An 18,512-nucleotide genomic window follows, 5' to 3' on the forward strand; every position below is an offset into this window, starting at 1 on the left:
TCGTGTCCGTACTCTGCCGCTGCAACGGCATGGTCTGGTCGCCAGGGCAGGGCCGCGCGTCGTTCTGCCGACAGGGGCCGCGCCGCTAGAGGATGCGTCGGTCGACGGCCCAGCGCGTGAGCTCGTGCCGGTTGGAGAGCTGGAGTTTGCGCAGCACCGCGGACACGTGGGTCTCGACCGTCTTGACGGAGATGAACAGGTCCTTGGCCACCTCCTTGTAGGAGTAGCCGCGGGCGATCAGCCGCATCACCTCGAGCTCCCGGGCCGAGAGCAGGTCCAGCTCGTCGTCCGCGCTCACGGCCGCTCCCGTGCCGAACGCGTCCAGCACGAATCCGGCCAGTCGCGGGGAGAACACCGCGTCGCCGCCGGCCACGCGCACCACGGCGTCGGAGATGTCCTTCCCGGACGCCGACTTGGTGATGTAGCCGCGGGCGCCGGCGCGGATCACGGTGACGACGTCCTCGGCCGCGTCGGAGACGCTGAGGGCCAGGAACCGGGTCCGCGACAGCTCGCCGGCGCACTCGGCCAGCACCTCGGCCCCGCCCCCGCCCCGTCCGCCCGGCAGGTGCACGTCCAGCAGGACCACCCCCGGCTGCCGCTCGCGCACGACCTGCACGGCCTGCTCCACGCTCGCGGCCTCGCCGACGACGTTCAGCCGCTTGTCGAGCTCGGCCTTGAGCCCGGCGCGGAAGATCGCATGGTCGTCCACCACGACGACGTCGATCGCCGGCCGCGCGTCCGTTCCGCCGGGCTGCTGGGTGGCGTTGTTCATGATCCGTCCTCATCTTCGCCGGGTTCGGCACTGGGCGCGCTGCGCGCCTGGCCTTCCCCGAATTCGAGTTTCAGTGCGACTTCCGTCCCATTCTCCCCCGAGCGGATGGATGCGGTCCCGCCGTGCCGGCGCATCCGCCCGACGATCGACTCGCGCACGCCGAGCCGGTCCTCCGCCACGTCGTCGGGATCGAATCCGGTGCCGCGGTCGCGCACGAACACCTCGATCGCCGCCGGGCCGTTCGCCGGCCGGCGGCCCTCGACGTAGACCGAGACGACGCCGCCGGCGTGCTTGGCCGCGTTCAGCATGGCCTCGCGGGCGGCGGCCACGAGCGCATCCTGCCCCGTCCCGCCGTCGAGCGCGCCGACGGTCACGATGTCGATCTGGGCGGGGTAGTGCGCCTCGAGCTCCGCGGCCTCGGCCTTGATCGCCTCGCCGACGTTCGACGGCTCGACGTCGTAGTCCGCGTACAGCCACTGGCGCAGCTCGCGCTCCTGGGCCCGGGCCAGGCGGATGACGTGCGCCTCGTCGCCGGCGCGCTTCTGGATCAGCGCGAGGGTCTGCAGGACGGAGTCGTGCAGGTGGGCGGCGATGTCGGCCCGCTCGGCGGCGCGCACGCGGCTCGCGCGCTCCGTCGTGTAGTCGCGCCAGAAGCGCAGCCCCCACGGCAGCAGCACGAAGACGAGGCCGGCGAGCACCACGAACGAGACGAGCGCCCCGGCCCACAGGGCCTCCACCGTCAGCGACTGGGCGACGAGCAGGATGAGTCCGGCCACGACCAGGACGAGCCCGGCGGCCAGCCGCAGCCACATCGACCAGCGCCGGGGGCGGGCCCCGTCGTCGTGCTCGGCGTCGGCGACCGCCGCGGCGCGGGACCGGCCGGCGTCGATCTGCATCCACACGAGCACCGCGCCCGCGGTGATCAGCACGGCCGGCCAGATCAGCTGCCACGCGAAGTCGAGGCCGCTGACCTGTGCGAACAGCAGCAGGCCCGCGAGCAGGAACGCCGCCCCGACCAGCACGTGGCGCACTGCGGAGCCGGCGGGGTTCTCCCCGAAGGCCGGGCGCGGGAGCTCGCGCATGGTCTCCGCCAGACCGCGGCGCCGGCCCGCGCCCAGCGCCTCGGCGGACCGCTGGGCGTCGGTCTGGCTGGGGACGAGCACCCACAGCCACGCGTACAGGAACAGGCCCGCCCCGCCGGCGAGCGCCAGGAGGACCATGAGCACCCGGATCGTCCGGGCGCCGGTCCCGAGGTGGGCCGCCAGCCCGGAACAGACGCCGGCGATGATGCGGCTCTCGGAGCGCAGCAGATCGGGCCGCCCGGCGGGCGGGCCGGCCGTGTCGGCGGGGAGGTCGGTGGTGCTCATGGAACCACTAAAGCACGGCCGCAGCGGCTCGGGGACGGTTTCAAGGGATACCCGGGGCCCGAATCAGGGTTCGTTCAGGGGCGACCCCAATGGCGGCGTGGGCCGGAGGCCGGAAGGATGGTGGGTATGAACTCGACACCCGACGAACACTCCTTCTTCCGCTGGCTGCGCTCACTGGACCTGCAGCGCGGTCCCGACCGCTGGATCGGCGGCGTGGCGTCCGGACTGGCGGCGCGCACCCGGCTCGACCCGATCCTCGTCCGCGGCATCATCCTGATCGTCGTCCTGTTCACGGGCGTCGGCCTCTTCCTCTACGGTCTGGCGTGGGCGCTGCTTCCCGGCCCGACGGGCCGCATCCACGTCCAGGAGATCGGACGCGGGAACTGGACCCTGGGCTTCTCCGGGGCCCTCCTGCTCCTGATCCTGGGCACGGCAGACTGGTTCAGCCCGCGGTTCTGGTACCGCGACGGCTTCGACTTCGGCGGCATCGTCCTCATCGGCGTCGTCGCCCTGGTGGTCTGGTTCTTCGTCGCCCGCAACCGCGACCGCAAGGCGGCCGAGACCGGCGGCGGGCCCTCCGCGCCCTCGGCGGCGGGCACCCTGCCCGGCGCCCCGGGCGCCGCACCCTTCGCAGCACCCGCCGGATACGCCTCCGGGACGACGGCGCCCGGACCGGCACCGGCACCGCGGCCGCCGAGGCCTCCACGGCCGGCACCGGCGCCCCGCCCGCGGCACGCCCGTCTGAGCGGCGCGACCACGGCGATCGTTCTCGGACTGGCCGTTCTGGCCGGCTCCGGCGTCCTGGCCGCAGACTTCTTCGCCCGCGGCGACTCCTTCAGCCTCTGGGCCTGGACCGTGGCCTTCGCCGTCGCGGTGGCCGTCCTCGGCGCCGGCCTGGTCGTCGCGGCCCTCACCAAGAGGTCGGGCGGGGCGCTCACCGGCTGGGCCGTGGTCCTGCTGATCCCCGCGGTCGTCGTCGGCCTCTTCTCCGGAGCCCTGGGCGGCACCGACTACCGCAACCACGGCGGGTTCTGGGCCGAGACCTACGGTTCCGCATCCGAGCACGGCGAAGGCGTCTACGCCTTCTCACGGAGCCGGACCGACCTCACGCACCTGTCCTCCATCGAGGAGGACACGAGCGTCCCCTTCAACACGGCTTTCAGCCGCACGACCGTGGTCGTCCCGGCCGACATCCCCGTCTACCTCGACGGCGCGGCGCCGTTCATGAGCGTCGAGGTCGAATCCGCCGACGGCGTGGAGCTGCTGGAGATCTCGGGGGTGACCACCCCGCAGCACCACCTCCTGACCGGCGTGACCGATGGCCCGTCCCTGACCCTCGACGTCAACGGGGCCTTCAGCCAGGTCGACATCATCGTCGACGGCGACGGCGCGGACCTCGTCGAGCCGGACGACTTCCCGTGGGGCGGGACCGACGAAACCGACGAGGACGCCGACTCGACGCCCGAGTCCACCGAACTGCACATCCAGCCGCTCGAGCCGATGGAGGCCGCCAAATGAGCCAGCACATCCCCGACCCCGCCGAGAACCAGCGCGAGCAGGACCGGCCCACCGAGCCGATCGGCCCCCTCGACGCCGGGCAGCCGACCGAGCCGATCCGCACCGAGCGGACCGGGGAGGAGCCGGTCGCCGGCCAGGAGGCGCACTCCGCCGGGGCGCCCGACCCCGTCCGGCCGCCGGAACCCGTGCCGGGGAGCGGTCCCGAACCCGGTCCGGCCCCCGCGCCCGCCTCTGAGCCTGCACCGGCACCGGCGCCGGCGCCGGCCGAGATTCCCATCAAAAACTCGGTCCCGTTGGGTACGCTGATCTTCGGGTTGATCGTCCTCGTCGTCGGAGTGCTGCTGCTGGCGCACCAGTACCTGGACATCGTAGTGAACCCGGCGTTCGTCACGGTCTCGATCCTGATCGGCGCCGGACTCATCATGGTGGTGGGCGGGATCTCGGCAGCCCGACGCAACACCTCCGCTGATCGCACGAATATGAAAGGCTGATCGCCATGGACAAGTTCTTCGACGCACTGCGCTCCACCAACTTCCGCCGTGGGCCCGGCCGCTGGGTCGGCGGCATCGCCGGTGGGATCGCCGCCCACTTCGGATGGGATCCGATCCTCGTCCGCATCGGCGTCCTGCTCTCGTTCCTGCTGCCGGTCGTCGGCATCGGGGCCTACGTCGTCGCCTGGCTGCTCCTGCCCTGGCAGGACGGCAGCATCCCCCTCGAGAAGCTCATCAGCGGCAACCGCCGCTAACCACCGCTAGAGGGTCCGACGGCCACCACGGTTTCCACTGTGGTGGCCGTCTCGTTGTTGGTACCATCTACTGTCAGGCCCAGCGTCGTGCTTACTTGTCCATCCGGCCCCCCGGCCGGGAGAAGACTGAAGAAAGCGAAACGCATGCGCATCGGTATTTTGACCAGCGGCGGCGACTGCCCCGGACTCAACGCGGTGATCCGCGGAGCCGTGCTGAACGGCATCAAGAGCTACGGCCACGAGTTCGTCGGATTCCGGGACGGCTGGCGGGGCGTCGTGGAGGGCGACATCGTCGACCTCCCCCGTTCCACCGTCCGCGGCATCTCGAAGCAGGGCGGCACCATCATCGGCACGTCCCGCACCAACCCCTTCGATGGCGAGAACGGCGGTCCCGAGAACATCCAGAAGACGATGGACGCCCACGGGGTGGACGCCATCATCGCGATCGGCGGCGAGGGAACCCTCGCCGCTGCGAAACGCCTGACGGACGCCGGCCTGAACATCGTCGGCGTCCCGAAGACCATCGACAACGACCTCGACGCCACCGACTACACGTTCGGCTTCGACACGGCCGTCTCGATCGCCACGGAGGCCATGGACCGCCTCCGCACCACGGGCGAGTCCCACCACCGCTGCATGGTGGCCGAGGTCATGGGCCGCCACGTCGGCTGGATCGCCCTGCACTCGGGCATGGCCGCCGGCGCGCACGCCATCCTCATCCCCGAGCAGTCCGTGACCATGGACCAGGTCTACGAGTGGGTCCGCCAGGCCAACGAGCGCGGCCGCGCGCCGCTCGTCGTCGTCGCGGAGGGCTGGATCCCGGAGGGCGCCGACGAGGCGTACTCGGACCGCGGCCTCGACGCCTTCGGCCGTCCGCGCCTCGGCGGCATCGGCGAACGCCTGGCGATCGACATCGAGCGGACCACCGGCATCGAATCCCGCGCCACCGTCCTGGGCCACATCCAGCGCGGCGGCGTCCCGACGGCCTTCGACCGCACGCTCGCCACCCGCCTCGGCCTGAACGCCGTCTCCGCGGTGCACGACGGCGCGTGGGGCGAGATGGTGTCCCTGCGCGGGACCACCGTGGAGCGCGTCCGCTTCGAAGACGCCCTGGGCAACCTCAAGCGCGTCCCGCAGGACCGCTACGACGAGGCCTCGATCCTCTTCGGCTAGATCCCGCACGTCCCGACGGGCCGGTTCCGCGTCGCGCGGGGCCGGCCCACGCGCCGTCCAGCGGCCCGTCGGCTTGGTTGGCGGCGCGCGGGCCCTAAGCTGAAACCATGGAGTTGGAGAGCGGAACACGCGCAATCGTCGCGCTGGTCTGGGCCCGCCGGCTGGGCCTGCCGGACGATGCCCTGCAGCAGGCGGCCATGGGAGCGCCGTCCGAACGGCTGGCTGTCCCCGTCGACGACGGGTCCGTACTCTTCCTGCGCTATCTCACCGGTTCGGTGCTGTGCGCCCCCGCGTGGGCGCTCGAGGTGCTCGCAGCGTACGACGACGACGCGCTCGCCGCCGATTCCGGCCTCGTCCGCGCCCTGCGCGGCAGCGGGCACGACGGCGCCGGGGGCCTGCGCGGGGCCGGGGACTACGCGCTCTACTACCTGGACGAGCCGGTGGAGGTCCAACCGTCGGACACGGCGGCCGTCTCGTTCGAGCGCGGGCACGCGCAGGCGCTCGAGGACTCCTCGCCCAAGGACGACACCATCGGCCTGAACCTGGCCGGACGGGACCACCCCTTCACGCTGGTCGCCGACGAGGAGCAGGTGCCGTTGGCGACGGCGTCGTACGACATCTGGGAGGGGCTGGTCGCCGACGTCGCGACCGTGACCCTGCCCCAGATCCGCCGGCACGGCCTCGGCGCGTACATCACGGCCGTCGCCGCGGACGACGCGCTCACGCAGGGCTACACGCCGCAGTGGCGGGCGCCGCAGGACTCGCAGGCGGCGCACCAGCTCGCGCTCGACGTCGGATTCCTCGAGGTCGGCAGCGTGAGCACGGCGGTCCTCGGCTAGCGGGGCCCGCGCAGGAAGCCGGTCTGCCGGCCGACCACCTGTCCGGCGTCGGTGGCCACGATGAGCTGCTGGGCGGCCGCATACTCCGTCTCACCCGAGACGACCTTCAGAGTGGCCTCGGGGTCCACGTTGCGCTTGATCACGGCGAGCGCGATCGGGCCGGCCTCGTGGTGCAGCACCGCCGAGGTCACGCGCCCCACGACCCGCTCCCCGCGCTTCGGGTCCTCGAAGAAGACCTCGGCGCCCGGCGCCGGCAGCGTGTGGTGGCTCCCGTCGAGGTCGAGGAAGACGATGCGCCGCGGCGGGTGGCCCAGGTTGTGCACGCGGGCGACCGTCTCCTGGCCCTTGTAGCACCCCTTCTCCAGGTGCACGGCCGTGCGCAGGAGGTCGAGCTCGTGCGGGATGGTCTTCTCGTCCGTGTCGACGCCGAAGCGCGGGCGCCACGCGGCGATCCGCAGGGCCTCGACCGCCATGCTGCCGGCCAGCTCGCGGCCCTCCAGGGCGGCTTCCAGCCCGGCGGCCGGGACCAGGTACTCGTACCAGGGGCGCATCCGCCCGGGGTGGTCCTCGCCGGAGTAGGCGAACCCGCCCTCGGTGACGCCCGGCCACGGGTCCTTCCAGACCAGCCGGTCGGCGAAGTCGTCGACCTCGGCCGTGGAGCCGACGACGGCCCAGTCGGCGGACACGTCGGCGACCTCGACGCGCAGCATGAACCGCATCTTGTCGAGCCACTCGGCCAGCGGCGCGGCCTCGAAGGCCTCGACCAGCAGCCACGTGGTCCCGCCGTCGTCGACGACGCGGCAGTCGTAGTCGATCCGTCCCTGCAGGCTCAGGAAGAGCGCCTCGGTGGACTGCCCGGGCTCCAGGCCCTGCGTCTGCTGCGAGGAGAGCGTGTTCAGCCAGTTCAGCCGGTCCGGCCCGGTCACCGTCACGACGCCGCGGTGCGAGAGGTCGGCGAGCGCGGTGCCGGCCTCGAGGCTGCGCTGCTCGGGCAGCGGGCGCCCGTAGTGGAGGGCGACGCCCGCGTCGATTCCGTCGCCGTTGATCGCCCCGTCCCGGGCGAGCAGCGGCGAGGCGTAGGCCGGCGCGGCCGGCTGGTCGTGGTTCTCTTCTTCGGGGGTCATGGCTGCTCCTTCGCGACGGGTGGGTCAGAGGGGACGACGACGGCCGGCGAGCCCCGCGTCTGCGCGGGCCGCCGGCCGTCGTCGTGGTGGCGCGGGTCAGGCGGACCCGGCCGCGCCGTGGTCGTTCTGCGGCTGGGCGCCGAGCTTCTTCAGCACGGCCGAGGCGTGGGCCGTCAGCGATTCGCCGGCGCCGGCGGAGTCCCACCGCCAGAACAGGTCGCCGTCGACGAGTCCGTAGATGCGGCTGGCCTGCGCGTACTCCTTGGCCCCGGCGCCGCGCATGACCTGGTCGGTCTCGAGCTGGATCCGCGGACCGTTGATGACGCCGCGGTAGTGCTCGTTGATGCCGCCGGGGTGGACGATGCTCGCCTGGATCCGGAAGCCGTCGTCGCTGCGGTACTGCTCGACGTCCTCGGCGGTGCGCAGGGTCGGCACGACGTCGCCGGGCACCATCCCGGGGCCGCCGTCGCCCTCGACCTGGTCGCGCTCGAGCTGCCAGAAGCCCATCTCGACGGCGAGGGGGCGCAGGACGGTTCCGTCCTCCTGGGTCAGCCAGCTCTCCGATCGGTACTGCAGGTGCGGGAGCCCGTCCGTGGCGAACTGGACGCGCTGCAGGAAGTACTCGTCGTCGACCGCTCCCTCGCCGAGGCGGCCCATACCCTCCCAGGTACCGAGCAGCCAGGACAGCGGAACGAGTTCCGGGGTGAGATCCGTGGGGATTTCAATCGGCATTCAGTGCGACCTGCGCCCTACTTCTGGCCCTTGAACAGACGGGAGACGACCAGACCGGCCACACCCGCCATGCCGAGACCGGCCACGACCAGCAAGCTGATGAAGAAGATTTCGAGTGCCAAGTAGTTTTCCATGCCCCCATACTAGCGAACACGGAAGGCCTCCTTCAGCTCTGCGACTCGCCTACTGCAGCAGGAGTCGCTGCGTGAAGTAGACGAGCGTCCCCGAGGCCAGCAGGGGCGCCAGGGCCATCGCCGCGCTCCCCATGCGGGTGCTGCCCGGGAGCCGTTTGGACAGGATCGCCATCACGGCGAGCGTGGCCAGGGCCACGGCGGCCGCGCCGATCGGCACCACGAGCGCGTTCGCACCCAGCTGCGCGAAGTTCAGGACCGCGACCCAGCCGCTGGCGAACGTCGTCGCCAACAGGCCGAGGAGAGCCCCGAGCGTCGATTCGAGGCGGCGGGTGGCGCCGGTACCGCGCACCAGCTGGCTCGCGAAGACCGCCACGACGCCCAGGCCGAGGCAGATGGGCATCCACTGCATCGGGGACGGCAGCGCGGACAGGGTCGCGGCGAGGGTGGCGCCCCAGCCGGCCAGCAGGAGCAGCCACGTGATGTGCCAGGGGTCGGGGATCTTCAGCAGGCGCGGCCACCCGTAAGCGAACACGGCGATCAGCGCCGCGACGGCGGCGGCCATCGGGTACAGGCCCATCCCTGACCCGGCGTCGAGACCGTCCCGGGCCGCCAGTGCGCCGGCGATGACGGCAGCGGCGGCGATCACGGCCGCGGCTGCAATGGTTTTACTCCTCACCGGACCCATCCTGCCCTACTCCGCGGTGGTGGGCGGGTTCCGGCCCGCCGCCGCCTTTCCGCCGTCTGCCTCCGCGGCCCCGTCCGGGCCCTCGGTGCCGGATGAGTTCCAGGGGTCGCGGACCATGCCCGGATGTCGGGACTGTGTCCTCTTCGTGAAGGACGCAACACGGATGAAACGAGGGCGCTCATATACTGAAAACCACTCCGGCCCGCCGATCGCGTAGGTCCGTCAGCACCAGAGGAGACCCGGTATGGCCAGCATCATGCTTCTGACGAATTCGTCGGAATCGTCGATCGACGTACTTCCCGCCTTGGAACTGCTCGCCCACGAAGTACGCATCCTGCCCGCCTCCGCCACCGCCCTCCTGGACGTCGAACGGGCCGAGGTCATCATGGTGGACGCCCGCCGCGACCTCTCCGGTTCCCGCTCGCTCTGCCAGCTCCTGCACACCACGGGCAACTCCGCACCGATCGTCCTGATCCTCACCGAGGGCGGCATGGCGGCCGTGTCGGCGCTCTGGAAGGCCGACGACGTCGTCCTCGACACCGCGGGGCCCGCCGAGGTCGAGGCGCGGCTGCGACTCGCATCGACCCGCGCCGACGACGACGCCCAGGAGGATCCGACGGAGATCCGGGCCTCCGGCGTCGTGATCGACGAGGCCAGCTACACCGCCAAGGTGCACGGCTCCCCGCTGAACCTGACCTACAAGGAGTTCGAACTCCTGAAGTACCTGGCCCAGCACCCCGGCCGCGTCTTCACCCGCGACCAGCTGCTGCACGAGGTCTGGGGGTACGACTACTACGGGGGCACCCGGACGGTCGACGTGCACGTCCGGCGCCTGCGCGCCAAGCTCGGCACCGACCACGAGCAGCTCATCGGCACGGTCCGCAACGTCGGCTACCGGTTCGCCAGCACGCGCGCGGCGAGCGGGGCCGACGGCGGCGTCGACGCCCCGTAGCAGCCCGCGCGTCGGCAATGCTGGCAGGCGGCGGCTGCGACGACTAGATTTGAACCATGACGGCCGAGACGAACACCGACTGGAGCATCATCACCCGGGCCACGGCCCCGACGCCGGAGCAGGTGCGGGCCATCACGGCGCTGGCCACCGCGGCCGAGGCCGCGGACGGCAATCCGCCGCTGTCCGAGCAGACGCTCGTCGACCTGCGCACCGGCCACGCGTCGCTGTGGCTGGCCCTGGCGTACCTGGCCGAGTCCGATGAGGACGGGACGACGGCGGAGGCCGGCTCCGAGCTGGTCGGCGTCGCCGTCGCCGTGCTCCCGCAGAACACCGACTCCCCCGACGTCGTCGGCACCCTCGAGCTCGTCGTGCACCCCAGCTTCCGCAACGACGGCATCGGCTCCGCGATGGCCGACCTCCTCGCCGCCCAGGCCGACCTGTCGACCCTGCAGGCCTGGTCGCACGGACACCACGCCGGCGCCGCCCGGCTGGCCGAGCGGCACGGCCTGACGCCGGTCCGCGAGCTCTGGCGCATGCGCCTGACGGGCCACGGCGAACTGGGCCGGCCGGAGATGCCGACCGGCGTGAAGTTGCGCACGTTCATGCCCGGGCACGACGACGAGAAGTGGCTGGCCGCGAACGCCGCGGCGTTCGCCCACCACCCCGAGCAGGGGTCGATGACGCTCGCCGACCTGCACGCCCGCATGGAGGAGGAGTGGTTCGACGCCGACGGGTTCTTCCTGGCCGTCGGCATGAACGACGAGATCCAGGGGTTCCACTGGACGAAGGTGCACCCGGCGAGCGCCGATGCCACGGGCGAGCACGCCTCGATCGGCGAGGTCTACGTCGTCGGCGTCGTCCCGACCGCGCAGGGCACGGGGCTCGGCAAGGCCCTGACCATCGCCGGCATCAACCACCTGCGCACGCTCGACCTGCACGGCATCATGCTCTACGTCGACGCGGACAACGAGTCCGCCGTCGCGCTGTACCAGAAGCTGGGATTCACGCGCTGGGACGTGGACGTCATGTATGCCCGGAACAAATAGGGCGAACGGGACAATAGAGTGCCACTGCACCGTTTTCGCCGCGCACCCACGACTGAGCGGCTCGACAACGGACCTCGGAAGGACGCACACCGCACCATGAACACCACGACGACCACACCCTCGTTCGGCGACAGCGAGATGCCCGCCGCCCGCGCCACCCAGGACCGCATCGAGCTGCCCGAGTTCGAGCCGACGCTCGGGCCCGACGGCGACTTCGCGGACGAGCACCGGTTCCTGGACCGCGAGCTGAGCTGGCTGGACTTCAACGCGCGTGTGCTCGAGCTCGCGGAGGACCCGCAGCTGGCCCTGCTGGAGCGCGTGAACTTCCTGTCCATCTTCGCTTCGAACCTCGACGAGTTCTTCATGGTCCGGGTCGCCGGCCTGAAGCGGCGCATCGCCACCGGTCTGGCCGTGCCGTCCGCCGCCGGGGTCAGCCCCGTCGAGCAGCTCGAGCGCATCCTCGAGGCCGCCCACCGGCTCCAGCAGCGCCACGCCGACGCGTTCTCCTCGACCCTCCTGCCCGCCCTGGCGGAGCAGAACATCCGCCTGTGCACGTGGTCGGATCTGAGCGCCGGAGAGCGCGAGAAACTGCACCAGTGGTTCGTCGACCAGGTTTTCCCGATCCTGACCCCGCTGGCCGTGGACCCCGCGCACCCGTTCCCCTACATCTCCGGACTGTCCCTGAATCTGGCCGTCATCGTCCGCAACCCGACGAGCGGCAAGGAGCTCTTCGCGCGGCTGAAGGTCCCCGACACGCTGCCGCGGCTGGTCTCGGTCGACGGCCGCCGTCCCGGCAAGACCCCGGACTCCGTGGCACGGTTCATCTCCCTGGAATCGGTCATCGCCGAGCAGCTCGAGCACCTGTTCCCGGGCATGGAGGTGGTCGAGCACCACACCTTCCGCGTCACCCGCAACGAGGACCTCGAGGTCGAGGAGGACGACGCCGAGAACCTCCTGCAGGCCCTCGAGAAGGAGCTGCTGCGCCGCCGCTTCGGCCCGCCCGTGCGGCTCGAGGTCGCCAGCGACATCAACCCCGCAGTGAAGGACCTGCTGGTGCGCGAGCTGGGCGTGGAGGAGGACGAGGTCTTCGAGCTCCCGGCGCCCCTGGACCTGCGCGGGCTCGGGGTCATCGCGAAGATCGACCGCGCCGACCTGCACTACCCGCGGCACATAGCCCACACGTCCCGGGACCTGAACGAATCGGAGACCTCGAAGGCCGCGAACGTCTTCGCGGCCATGCGCCGCCGCGACATCCTGCTGCACCACCCGTACGACTCGTTCTCCACCTCCGTCCAGGCCTTCCTGGAGCAGGCGGCTGCCGACCCCCAGGTCCAGGCGATCAAGCAGACGCTTTACCGCACGTCGGGCGACTCGCCGATCGTCGACGCCCTGATCGACGCCGCCGAGGCCGGCAAGCAGGTCCTGGCCCTGGTCGAGATCAAGGCGCGGTTCGACGAGCAGGCCAACATCTCGTGGGCGCGCAAGCTCGAGCAGGCCGGGGTGCACGTGGTCTACGGCATCGTCGGTTTGAAGACGCACAGCAAGCTCTCGCTGGTGGTCCGCCGCGAGGGCGAGCGGATGCGCCGCTACTGCCACATCGGCACCGGCAACTACCACCCGAGCACGGCCCGCTACTACGAGGACTTCGGCCTGCTCACGTGCGACGACCAGGTCGGCGACGACGTCTCGCGCCTGTTCAACCAGCTCTCCGGCTACGCCCCGCGCTCGACCTACAAGCGCCTGCTGGTGGCGCCCCGCTCGCTGCGTTCGGGCCTGATCGACCGGATCGAGCAGGAGATCGCGAACAGCAACGCGGGCCTCGCCTCGCGGGTGATCGTGAAGGTGAACTCGATCGTGGACGAGGCCGTCATCGACGCCCTCTACCGGGCCTCGCAGGCCGGCGTGCAGGTCGACGTGATCGTCCGCGGCATCTGCGCGCTGCGTCCCGGGGTCCCGGGCCTGAGCGAGAACATCAGGGTCCGTTCGATCCTCGGACGCTTCCTCGAGCACTCCCGCGTCTTCGCCTTCTCCAACGGCGGCGACCCGCTGGTCTACATCGGCTCGGCCGACATGATGCACCGCAACCTCGACCGCCGGGTGGAGGCACTGGTCCAGCTGTCGAACCGCGAATCCATCGGGGAGATCGTCGCCATCCTCGAGCGGTACCTCGACGACGCGACCTCCAGCTGGCGCCTGGGCCCCGACGGCGTCTGGACCCGCACCCACCTGGACGACGACGGGCAGTCGCTCTGGGACATCCAGAGCTGGCTGCTCTCCTCCCGCCAGCGCAAGCGGAACGCGATCCGCCGTTGATGCCGATCCCGCTGCGCTCCTCCGACGATGCGGCAGCCGTCGCAGAACCGGTCGCCGTCGTCGCCGCAGGGGTCCTCCCGTGGCGCCGCCGCGAGAACGCCCTCGAGGTCCTGCTCATCCACCGGGACCGCTACGACGACTGGTCGTGGCCCAAGGGCAAGCTCGACGCCGGCGAGTCCATCCCCGAGTGCGCCGTCCGCGAGGTGCGCGAGGAGGTCGGTCTGGACGTCGCCCTCGGGCTGCCGCTGCCGGCCATCCGGTACGAGGTGAAGTCCGGTCCGAAGGTCGTCTACTACTGGGCGGCCCTGGTCGACGGCCAGCGGGTGGTGCCCGACGGCGACGAGGTGGACGCCGTCAAATGGGTCTCCGTGGCCGCCGCCCGGCGGATGCTCACGAGCCCGTCGGACCAGGAGCCGCTCGACGCGCTCGAGCGGGCCTCCGAGGAGGGGGACCTCGAAACACTCCCCTTCGTCGTCGTACGCCATGCGAAGGCCAAACCCCGCTCGACCTGGACCAAGGAAGAGGGCGAGCGGCCGCTGGCCGCCACCGGGCAGCGGCAGGCGATCGCGGTCGCGAACGTCCTCGAGGCGTGGAGCCCGTCGAAGGTCGTCTCCAGCCCGTGGACGCGCTGCGTGCAGACCGTCTCCCCCTACCTGATGCGCAAGAACATGGGGGTCAAGCTGGCGAACTCCCTCACCGAGCACGCGGCCGAGCGGAAGCCCGCGAAGACGATGAAGCAGATCATCAAACAGCTCGACAAGCAGGTCTGCGTCGCGATCTGCACCCACCGGCCCGTGCTGCCGTACGCGCTCGAGGTGCTCGCCTCGCGGTGCGCCCCCGGCATCAAGAAATTCCTGCCCAGCGCGAACCCGTATCTGGACCCCGGGTCGATGATCGTCGCGCAGCAGTCGAAGACCAGCTGGCGGATCGTCTCCGTTGAGGTCATCGCCCCTTTCGGGGACTGAATCGGGGGCGGGGCACCTGTTGCCGGGGCCGCCGTCCCGCTACGCTGAGGGCAGGACCGAAGGGCAGAATCGAGGAGGGGCCATGACGGCTGACACCGCCGGCCGGAATCAACCGGAGAAGATCGTGCACGAGGGCCTGCGCCTGGACCACGACGCGGACCGCGGCAGGTACGGCCTCTGGCAGGGCCCCACCTTCATCGGGTTCCTCGGCTACTCGCGCGACGGCGGAGTCGTCACCCTGCAGCACACCATCATCAGCGAGGCGTACAGCCGGCACGGCTACGCGCGGGCGCTCGTGACCCTCGTGCTGGACCGGTTGCGCGCGGAGGGGTCCACGATCGTCCCCGAGTGCTCCTACGTCCAGGACTACCTCGCCCGGTATCCCGAGTACGCCGACCTGGTCGAGTGAAGCCCGGTTCCCCGGGGGAACCGTTCGGTCCGACCCCGCCCTGGTCCCTCGCCTTGGCGCTCCTGCCGCTCGCACTCCTCCTGGTGACCATGGCCGGGGCGTACCCGTTCCTCCCTGACCCGCTGCCGGTCCATTGGGACGCGGCGGGCGAGGCCGACCGCCTGGTCGACAAGTCGCCCTGGCCCCTGCTCGGCTACGCGGCAACGGCGGCCGGGCCGGTCGCCGTCGTCATCGGAATCGGCCTGCTGAATCCGGCCCGAGCGCGCATCAACGGCGTCAGGGACCCGCAGGGCCTCGGCAAGGAGGAATCCGAGCGCTACCTCGCGATGAAGGGGCGCTTCATCCGGCACGTCTCGCACCGCATCGCCTTCTGGGTCGGGCTCCTCGTCGCGGCCGCCCCCGTCGGTTTCCTGCTCGGCGCGGGGACGTGGTGGGCACTCGCCTGCATCGTGCTGATCGTCCCGGTCCTCGTCACCGCCTTCCGGGCGACCGGCCGGATGAACACGTGGATCCGCGCGGAATTCGAGCCCGCTGCGCGCAGCGCGGGCGGGCCGTCCTCCCGGTAGACTGGGCGCCATGCCTATCCCCACCCCGTATGAGGACCTGCTGCGCGACGTCCTGGAATCCGGTGCCGACAAGGGAGACCGCACCGGCACCGGCACCCGCAGCGTGTTCGGCCGCCAGCTGCGCTTCGACCTGTCGGAATCGTTCCCGCTGATCACCACCAAGCGCGTCCACTTCAAGTCCGTGGCACTCGAGCTCCTGTGGTTCCTGCGCGGCGACTCCAACGTCCACTGGCTGCAGGACAACGGCGTGAAGATCTGGAACGAGTGGGCGGACGACGACGGCGAGCTCGGCCCCGTCTACGGCGTCCAGTGGCGCTCGTGGCCGACCCCGGACGGCGAGCATGTCGACCAGATCTCCCAGGTCATCGAATCCATCAAGAAGAACCCGGAGTCCCGCCGCCACATCGTCTCGGCGTGGAACGTCGGCGAGCTCGAGAACATGGCGCTGCCGCCGTGCCACGCGATGTTCCAGTTCTACGTGGCCGACGGCAGGCTCTCCTGCCAGCTCTACCAGCGCAGCGCCGACATGTTCCTCGGCGTCCCCTTCAACATCGCCTCCTACGCCCTGCTGACCCACATGGTGGCCGCGCAGACCGGGCTGGAGGTCGGCGACTTCGTCTGGACGGGCGGAGACGTGCACGTCTACGACAACCACGTCGAACAGGTCCGCGAGCAGCTCTCCCGCGACCCCTTCCCGTCCCCGCAGCTGCGGCTCAAGCGCGTGCCGGAGACGATCTTCGACTACACGCTCGACGACTTCGAGGTCCTCGACTACGCGCATCACCCGGCGATCAAGGCGCCCATCGCCGTATGACACCGCCGCGCATCAGCATGATCTGGGCCCAGTCCGTCGAGGGCGTGATCGGACGCGAGGGCACCATGCCGTGGCACCTGCCGGAGGACATGGCCCACTTCAAGGCCGCCACCACGGGCCACCCGGTCGTCATGGGACGCAACACCTGGGACTCGATCCCGCCCCGCTTCCGCCCGTTCGCCGGCCGTACCAACATCGTGCTGACCTCACACGAGGACACGGCGAGGCAGGTGCGCGAGGCCGGCGGCGTCGTCGTGCCCTCGATCGACGAGGCGCTGGCCGCCGGCGCTGCCGCCGACGGCGGCGAGCACGTGTGGGTGGTGGGCGGCGGCCAGGTGTACGCGGCGTTCGCGCCGCTGGCCGCCGACGCCGTGGTCACCGTCATCAACCACCGGTACGACGGCGACACGCGCGCCCCGCGGCTGGGCGCCGGGTGGGCCCGCACGCGCAGCGAGCCCGCACCCTCCGCCGATGCCGCGTGGGCGACCGCGGGAAACGGGCTCGAGTACCGATTCGACTACTGGCGCCGCGACGGCGCCGAGAGGACCGCCTAGGTGAACTTCGCCGATCTGAAGGCCGATGTGAAGGCCGCACTGAACAAACCCGAGCCGCTGTTCCTCATCGGGTACATGCTGTTCCCGCTGCTGGCGCTGATCTTCGCCGCGCTCGGCCTCTGGCTGATCCTGAGCGGTCAGCGCGTCGGCGGGCTGATCGTCCTGCTCGTGGTGACGCAGCTCTTCGCGTTCGGCGCGCTCTGGGCGATCGGACGGCGGCGCCACGTCATCGCGAACCCTCCGCAGGAGGACCCTGAGGAGTAGGCCGGCCGTCGCGGCTGGAACACCGCCGCGTGTCGCGATGCTCACAACGGCGTAACCGACCCGGGCCCGAACCGCCCTCGGCCTCTACCATGGAACCATGACTTCTTCCGTTGGTTTTGTCGGTTACCGCGGCATGGTCGGCTCCGTCCTCATGCAGCGCATGCTGGACGAGAACGACTTCGCGGGCATCGACCCCGTGTTCTTCTCCACGTCCAACCCGGGCGGCGCCGCGCCGTCGTTCGCGCCCGGGGCCGGCCCCCTGCAGGATGCGCACGACCTGGACGCGCTGGCCAAGCTGCCGATCATCGTGACCGCCCAGGGCGGCGACTACACCAAGTCTGTGCACTCGGACCTGCGCGCCCGCGGCTGGGACGGCCTCTGGATCGACGCGGCCTCCGCGCTGCGCATGAACGACGACTCGATCATCGTCCTCGACCCGGTCAACCGCGACGTCATCGACCGCGGGCTCGCCGCCGGCGTCAAGGACTTCGTCGGTGGCAACTGCACGGTGTCCTGCATGCTCATGGGTCTCGGCGGGCTGTTCCGCAACGGCCTCGTCGAGTGGGCGACCGCGATGACCTACCAGGCGGCCTCCGGCGGCGGCGCCCGCCACATGCGCGAGCTGCTCACCCAGTTCGGCGACATCAACTCCGCGGTCGCCGGCGAGCTGGCCGATCCGGCCTCCGCCATCCTCGACATCGACCGCAAGGTGCTGGACAAGCAGCGCAACGGGCTCGACTCCTCCCAGTTCGGCGTCCCGCTGGGCGGTTCCCTGATCCCGTGGATCGACGCCGATCTGGGCAACGGCCAGTCCAAGGAGGAATGGAAGGCCGGCGCCGAGACCAACAAGATCCTCGGCACGGACGAGTCCAACCACATCCAGATGGACGGGCTCTGCGTGCGCATCGGCGCCATGCGCTCGCACTCGCAGGCGCTGACGATCAAGCTGACCGAGGACATCCCCGTCGCGGAGATCGAGCGCATGCTCGACGCGGACAACGAGTGGGCGACGGTCGTGCCGAACACCAAGGACGCCACGATGGACCTGCTGACGCCGGTCGCCGCGTCGGGCAGCCTCGACATCCCGGTCGGGCGTATCCGCCAGCTGGAGATGGGCCCGCGCTACATCTCCGCCTTCACCGTCGGCGACCAGCTCCTGTGGGGCGCCGCTGAGCCGCTGCGCCGCATGCTGGCGATCGCGCTCGGCAAGCTCTAGCCGCGACAGACCCCGAAAGCCGGGTACCCGTGACGGGTACCCGGCCTTCTCTGTGCCCGGGTGGGGCCGATGGCCCACCCGCGCGCCACCCTCGTCTGCACGCCTTCGAACCCGCCGCCGCGCGCTCCCCTTCTCCGGGTAGCACCGGCCCACGCGTCCTGCGGGCGGCACCGGCCCATGCGTCGCGGCCGGTCGCGCCCGCAATCACGGCCCAAGCCGAGAAAGTACTCGAGAAGCCGCTTCCGGACGAGCCAAATTGTGGGTGGCACTTCATAGAGTAGTGGCATGGACTCACCACCGGAGCGGAACGAAGAATCGGGAGGG

Annotated in this window: 20 protein-coding genes; 15 read left to right on the forward strand and 5 right to left on the reverse strand. The window is 71.0% G+C overall.

Annotation, left to right across the window (positions count from 1 at the left end):
• Nucleotides 1–85: 85 nt before the first annotated feature.
• Nucleotides 86–772 (reverse strand): LuxR C-terminal-related transcriptional regulator, encoded by a 687-nt coding sequence (locus IE069_RS14975; protein WP_189351484.1) that lies wholly within the window; start codon nucleotides 770–772, stop codon nucleotides 86–88.
• Nucleotides 769–2,139, reverse strand: a complete 1,371-nt coding sequence (locus IE069_RS14980; RefSeq protein WP_189351485.1) for an ATP-binding protein — start codon at nucleotides 2,137–2,139, stop codon at nucleotides 769–771. The genes IE069_RS14975 and IE069_RS14980 overlap by 4 nt, the downstream gene beginning before the upstream one ends.
• A 126-nt stretch (nucleotides 2,140–2,265) precedes the next feature.
• Here IE069_RS14980 and IE069_RS14985 point away from each other — a divergent pair, with 126 nt between their 5' ends.
• From IE069_RS14985 to IE069_RS15005, 5 genes are all read left to right on the forward strand, one after another.
• Nucleotides 2,266–3,657 carry a PspC domain-containing protein gene (locus tag IE069_RS14985; RefSeq protein WP_189351486.1) on the forward strand — a complete coding sequence of 464 codons (1,392 nt, stop codon included), beginning with the start codon at nucleotides 2,266–2,268 and terminating at the stop codon, nucleotides 3,655–3,657.
• Entirely contained in the window at nucleotides 3,654–4,148 is a 495-nt protein-coding gene (locus IE069_RS14990) for a hypothetical protein (protein ID WP_189351487.1), read from the forward strand. The genes IE069_RS14985 and IE069_RS14990 overlap by 4 nt, the downstream gene beginning before the upstream one ends.
• Before the next feature lie 5 nt (nucleotides 4,149–4,153).
• The gene (locus IE069_RS14995) at nucleotides 4,154–4,402 is read left to right on the forward strand and encodes a PspC domain-containing protein (RefSeq protein ID WP_189351488.1); all 249 of its coding nucleotides are present in this window, start codon (nucleotides 4,154–4,156) and stop codon (nucleotides 4,400–4,402) included.
• 144 nt (nucleotides 4,403–4,546) lie between these two features.
• The gene (locus IE069_RS15000; protein ID WP_189351489.1) at nucleotides 4,547–5,575 is read left to right on the forward strand and encodes a 6-phosphofructokinase; all 1,029 of its coding nucleotides are present in this window, start codon (nucleotides 4,547–4,549) and stop codon (nucleotides 5,573–5,575) included.
• Between the two features lie 107 nt (nucleotides 5,576–5,682).
• Nucleotides 5,683–6,414: a GNAT family N-acetyltransferase gene (locus tag IE069_RS15005; protein ID WP_189351490.1), complete on the forward strand. Its 732-nt coding sequence runs from the start codon at nucleotides 5,683–5,685 to the stop codon at nucleotides 6,412–6,414.
• Here the strand turns inward: IE069_RS15005 and ygfZ are convergent.
• From ygfZ to IE069_RS15020, 3 genes are all read right to left on the reverse strand, one after another.
• Nucleotides 6,411–7,538 carry a CAF17-like 4Fe-4S cluster assembly/insertion protein YgfZ gene (gene ygfZ, locus IE069_RS15010; RefSeq protein ID WP_189351491.1) on the reverse strand — a complete coding sequence of 376 codons (1,128 nt, stop codon included), beginning with the start codon at nucleotides 7,536–7,538 and terminating at the stop codon, nucleotides 6,411–6,413. The genes IE069_RS15005 and ygfZ overlap by 4 nt on opposite strands.
• 96 nt (nucleotides 7,539–7,634) lie before the next feature.
• Entirely contained in the window at nucleotides 7,635–8,270 is a 636-nt protein-coding gene (locus IE069_RS15015) for a nitrobindin family protein (RefSeq protein WP_189351492.1), read from the reverse strand.
• Between the two features lie 183 nt (nucleotides 8,271–8,453).
• Nucleotides 8,454–9,080: a hypothetical protein gene (locus IE069_RS15020; RefSeq protein ID WP_189351493.1), complete on the reverse strand. Its 627-nt coding sequence runs from the start codon at nucleotides 9,078–9,080 to the stop codon at nucleotides 8,454–8,456.
• Between the two features lie 253 nt (nucleotides 9,081–9,333).
• On the opposite strand from IE069_RS15020, the gene IE069_RS15025 reads away from it, so the two are divergent.
• From IE069_RS15025 to asd, 10 genes are all read left to right on the forward strand, one after another.
• Complete coding sequence (locus IE069_RS15025; protein WP_189351494.1) at nucleotides 9,334–10,041, forward strand: winged helix-turn-helix transcriptional regulator; 708 nt, start codon at nucleotides 9,334–9,336, stop codon at nucleotides 10,039–10,041.
• Between the two features lie 56 nt (nucleotides 10,042–10,097).
• The gene (gene mshD, locus IE069_RS15030) at nucleotides 10,098–11,087 is read left to right on the forward strand and encodes a mycothiol synthase (RefSeq protein ID WP_189351495.1); all 990 of its coding nucleotides are present in this window, start codon (nucleotides 10,098–10,100) and stop codon (nucleotides 11,085–11,087) included.
• A 96-nt stretch (nucleotides 11,088–11,183) separates the two neighbouring features.
• Nucleotides 11,184–13,400 (forward strand): RNA degradosome polyphosphate kinase, encoded by a 2,217-nt coding sequence (locus tag IE069_RS15035; RefSeq protein WP_189351496.1) that lies wholly within the window; start codon nucleotides 11,184–11,186, stop codon nucleotides 13,398–13,400.
• A complete protein-coding gene (locus IE069_RS15040; protein WP_189351497.1) occupies nucleotides 13,400–14,365 on the forward strand; it encodes an NUDIX hydrolase in 966 nt (321 codons plus the stop codon). Before IE069_RS15035 ends, IE069_RS15040 begins: the two co-directional genes overlap by 1 nt.
• Before the next feature lie 82 nt (nucleotides 14,366–14,447).
• Nucleotides 14,448–14,774 (forward strand): GNAT family N-acetyltransferase, encoded by a 327-nt coding sequence (locus IE069_RS15045; RefSeq protein ID WP_189351498.1) that lies wholly within the window; start codon nucleotides 14,448–14,450, stop codon nucleotides 14,772–14,774.
• Complete coding sequence (locus IE069_RS15050; protein WP_189351499.1) at nucleotides 14,771–15,340, forward strand: DUF1648 domain-containing protein; 570 nt, start codon at nucleotides 14,771–14,773, stop codon at nucleotides 15,338–15,340. Before IE069_RS15045 ends, IE069_RS15050 begins: the two co-directional genes overlap by 4 nt.
• Before the next feature lie 10 nt (nucleotides 15,341–15,350).
• A complete protein-coding gene (locus IE069_RS15055) occupies nucleotides 15,351–16,154 on the forward strand; it encodes a thymidylate synthase (RefSeq protein ID WP_189351500.1) in 804 nt (267 codons plus the stop codon).
• Nucleotides 16,151–16,708: a dihydrofolate reductase gene (locus IE069_RS15060; RefSeq protein ID WP_189351501.1), complete on the forward strand. Its 558-nt coding sequence runs from the start codon at nucleotides 16,151–16,153 to the stop codon at nucleotides 16,706–16,708. Before IE069_RS15055 ends, IE069_RS15060 begins: the two co-directional genes overlap by 4 nt.
• The gene (locus tag IE069_RS15065; RefSeq protein ID WP_268245182.1) at nucleotides 16,709–16,972 is read left to right on the forward strand and encodes an NF038396 family protein; all 264 of its coding nucleotides are present in this window, start codon (nucleotides 16,709–16,711) and stop codon (nucleotides 16,970–16,972) included. It begins immediately after the preceding gene.
• Between the two features lie 97 nt (nucleotides 16,973–17,069).
• Nucleotides 17,070–18,188, forward strand: coding sequence for an aspartate-semialdehyde dehydrogenase (gene asd, locus IE069_RS15070; RefSeq protein WP_189351502.1), 1,119 nt, complete (start codon nucleotides 17,070–17,072; stop codon nucleotides 18,186–18,188).
• Nucleotides 18,189–18,512: the final 324 nt, after the last annotated feature.

Origin of the sequence: Zhihengliuella salsuginis (assembly GCF_014651715.1) — a bacterium.
GTDB classification, from domain to species: Bacteria; Actinomycetota; Actinomycetes; order Actinomycetales; family Micrococcaceae; genus Zhihengliuella; species Zhihengliuella salsuginis.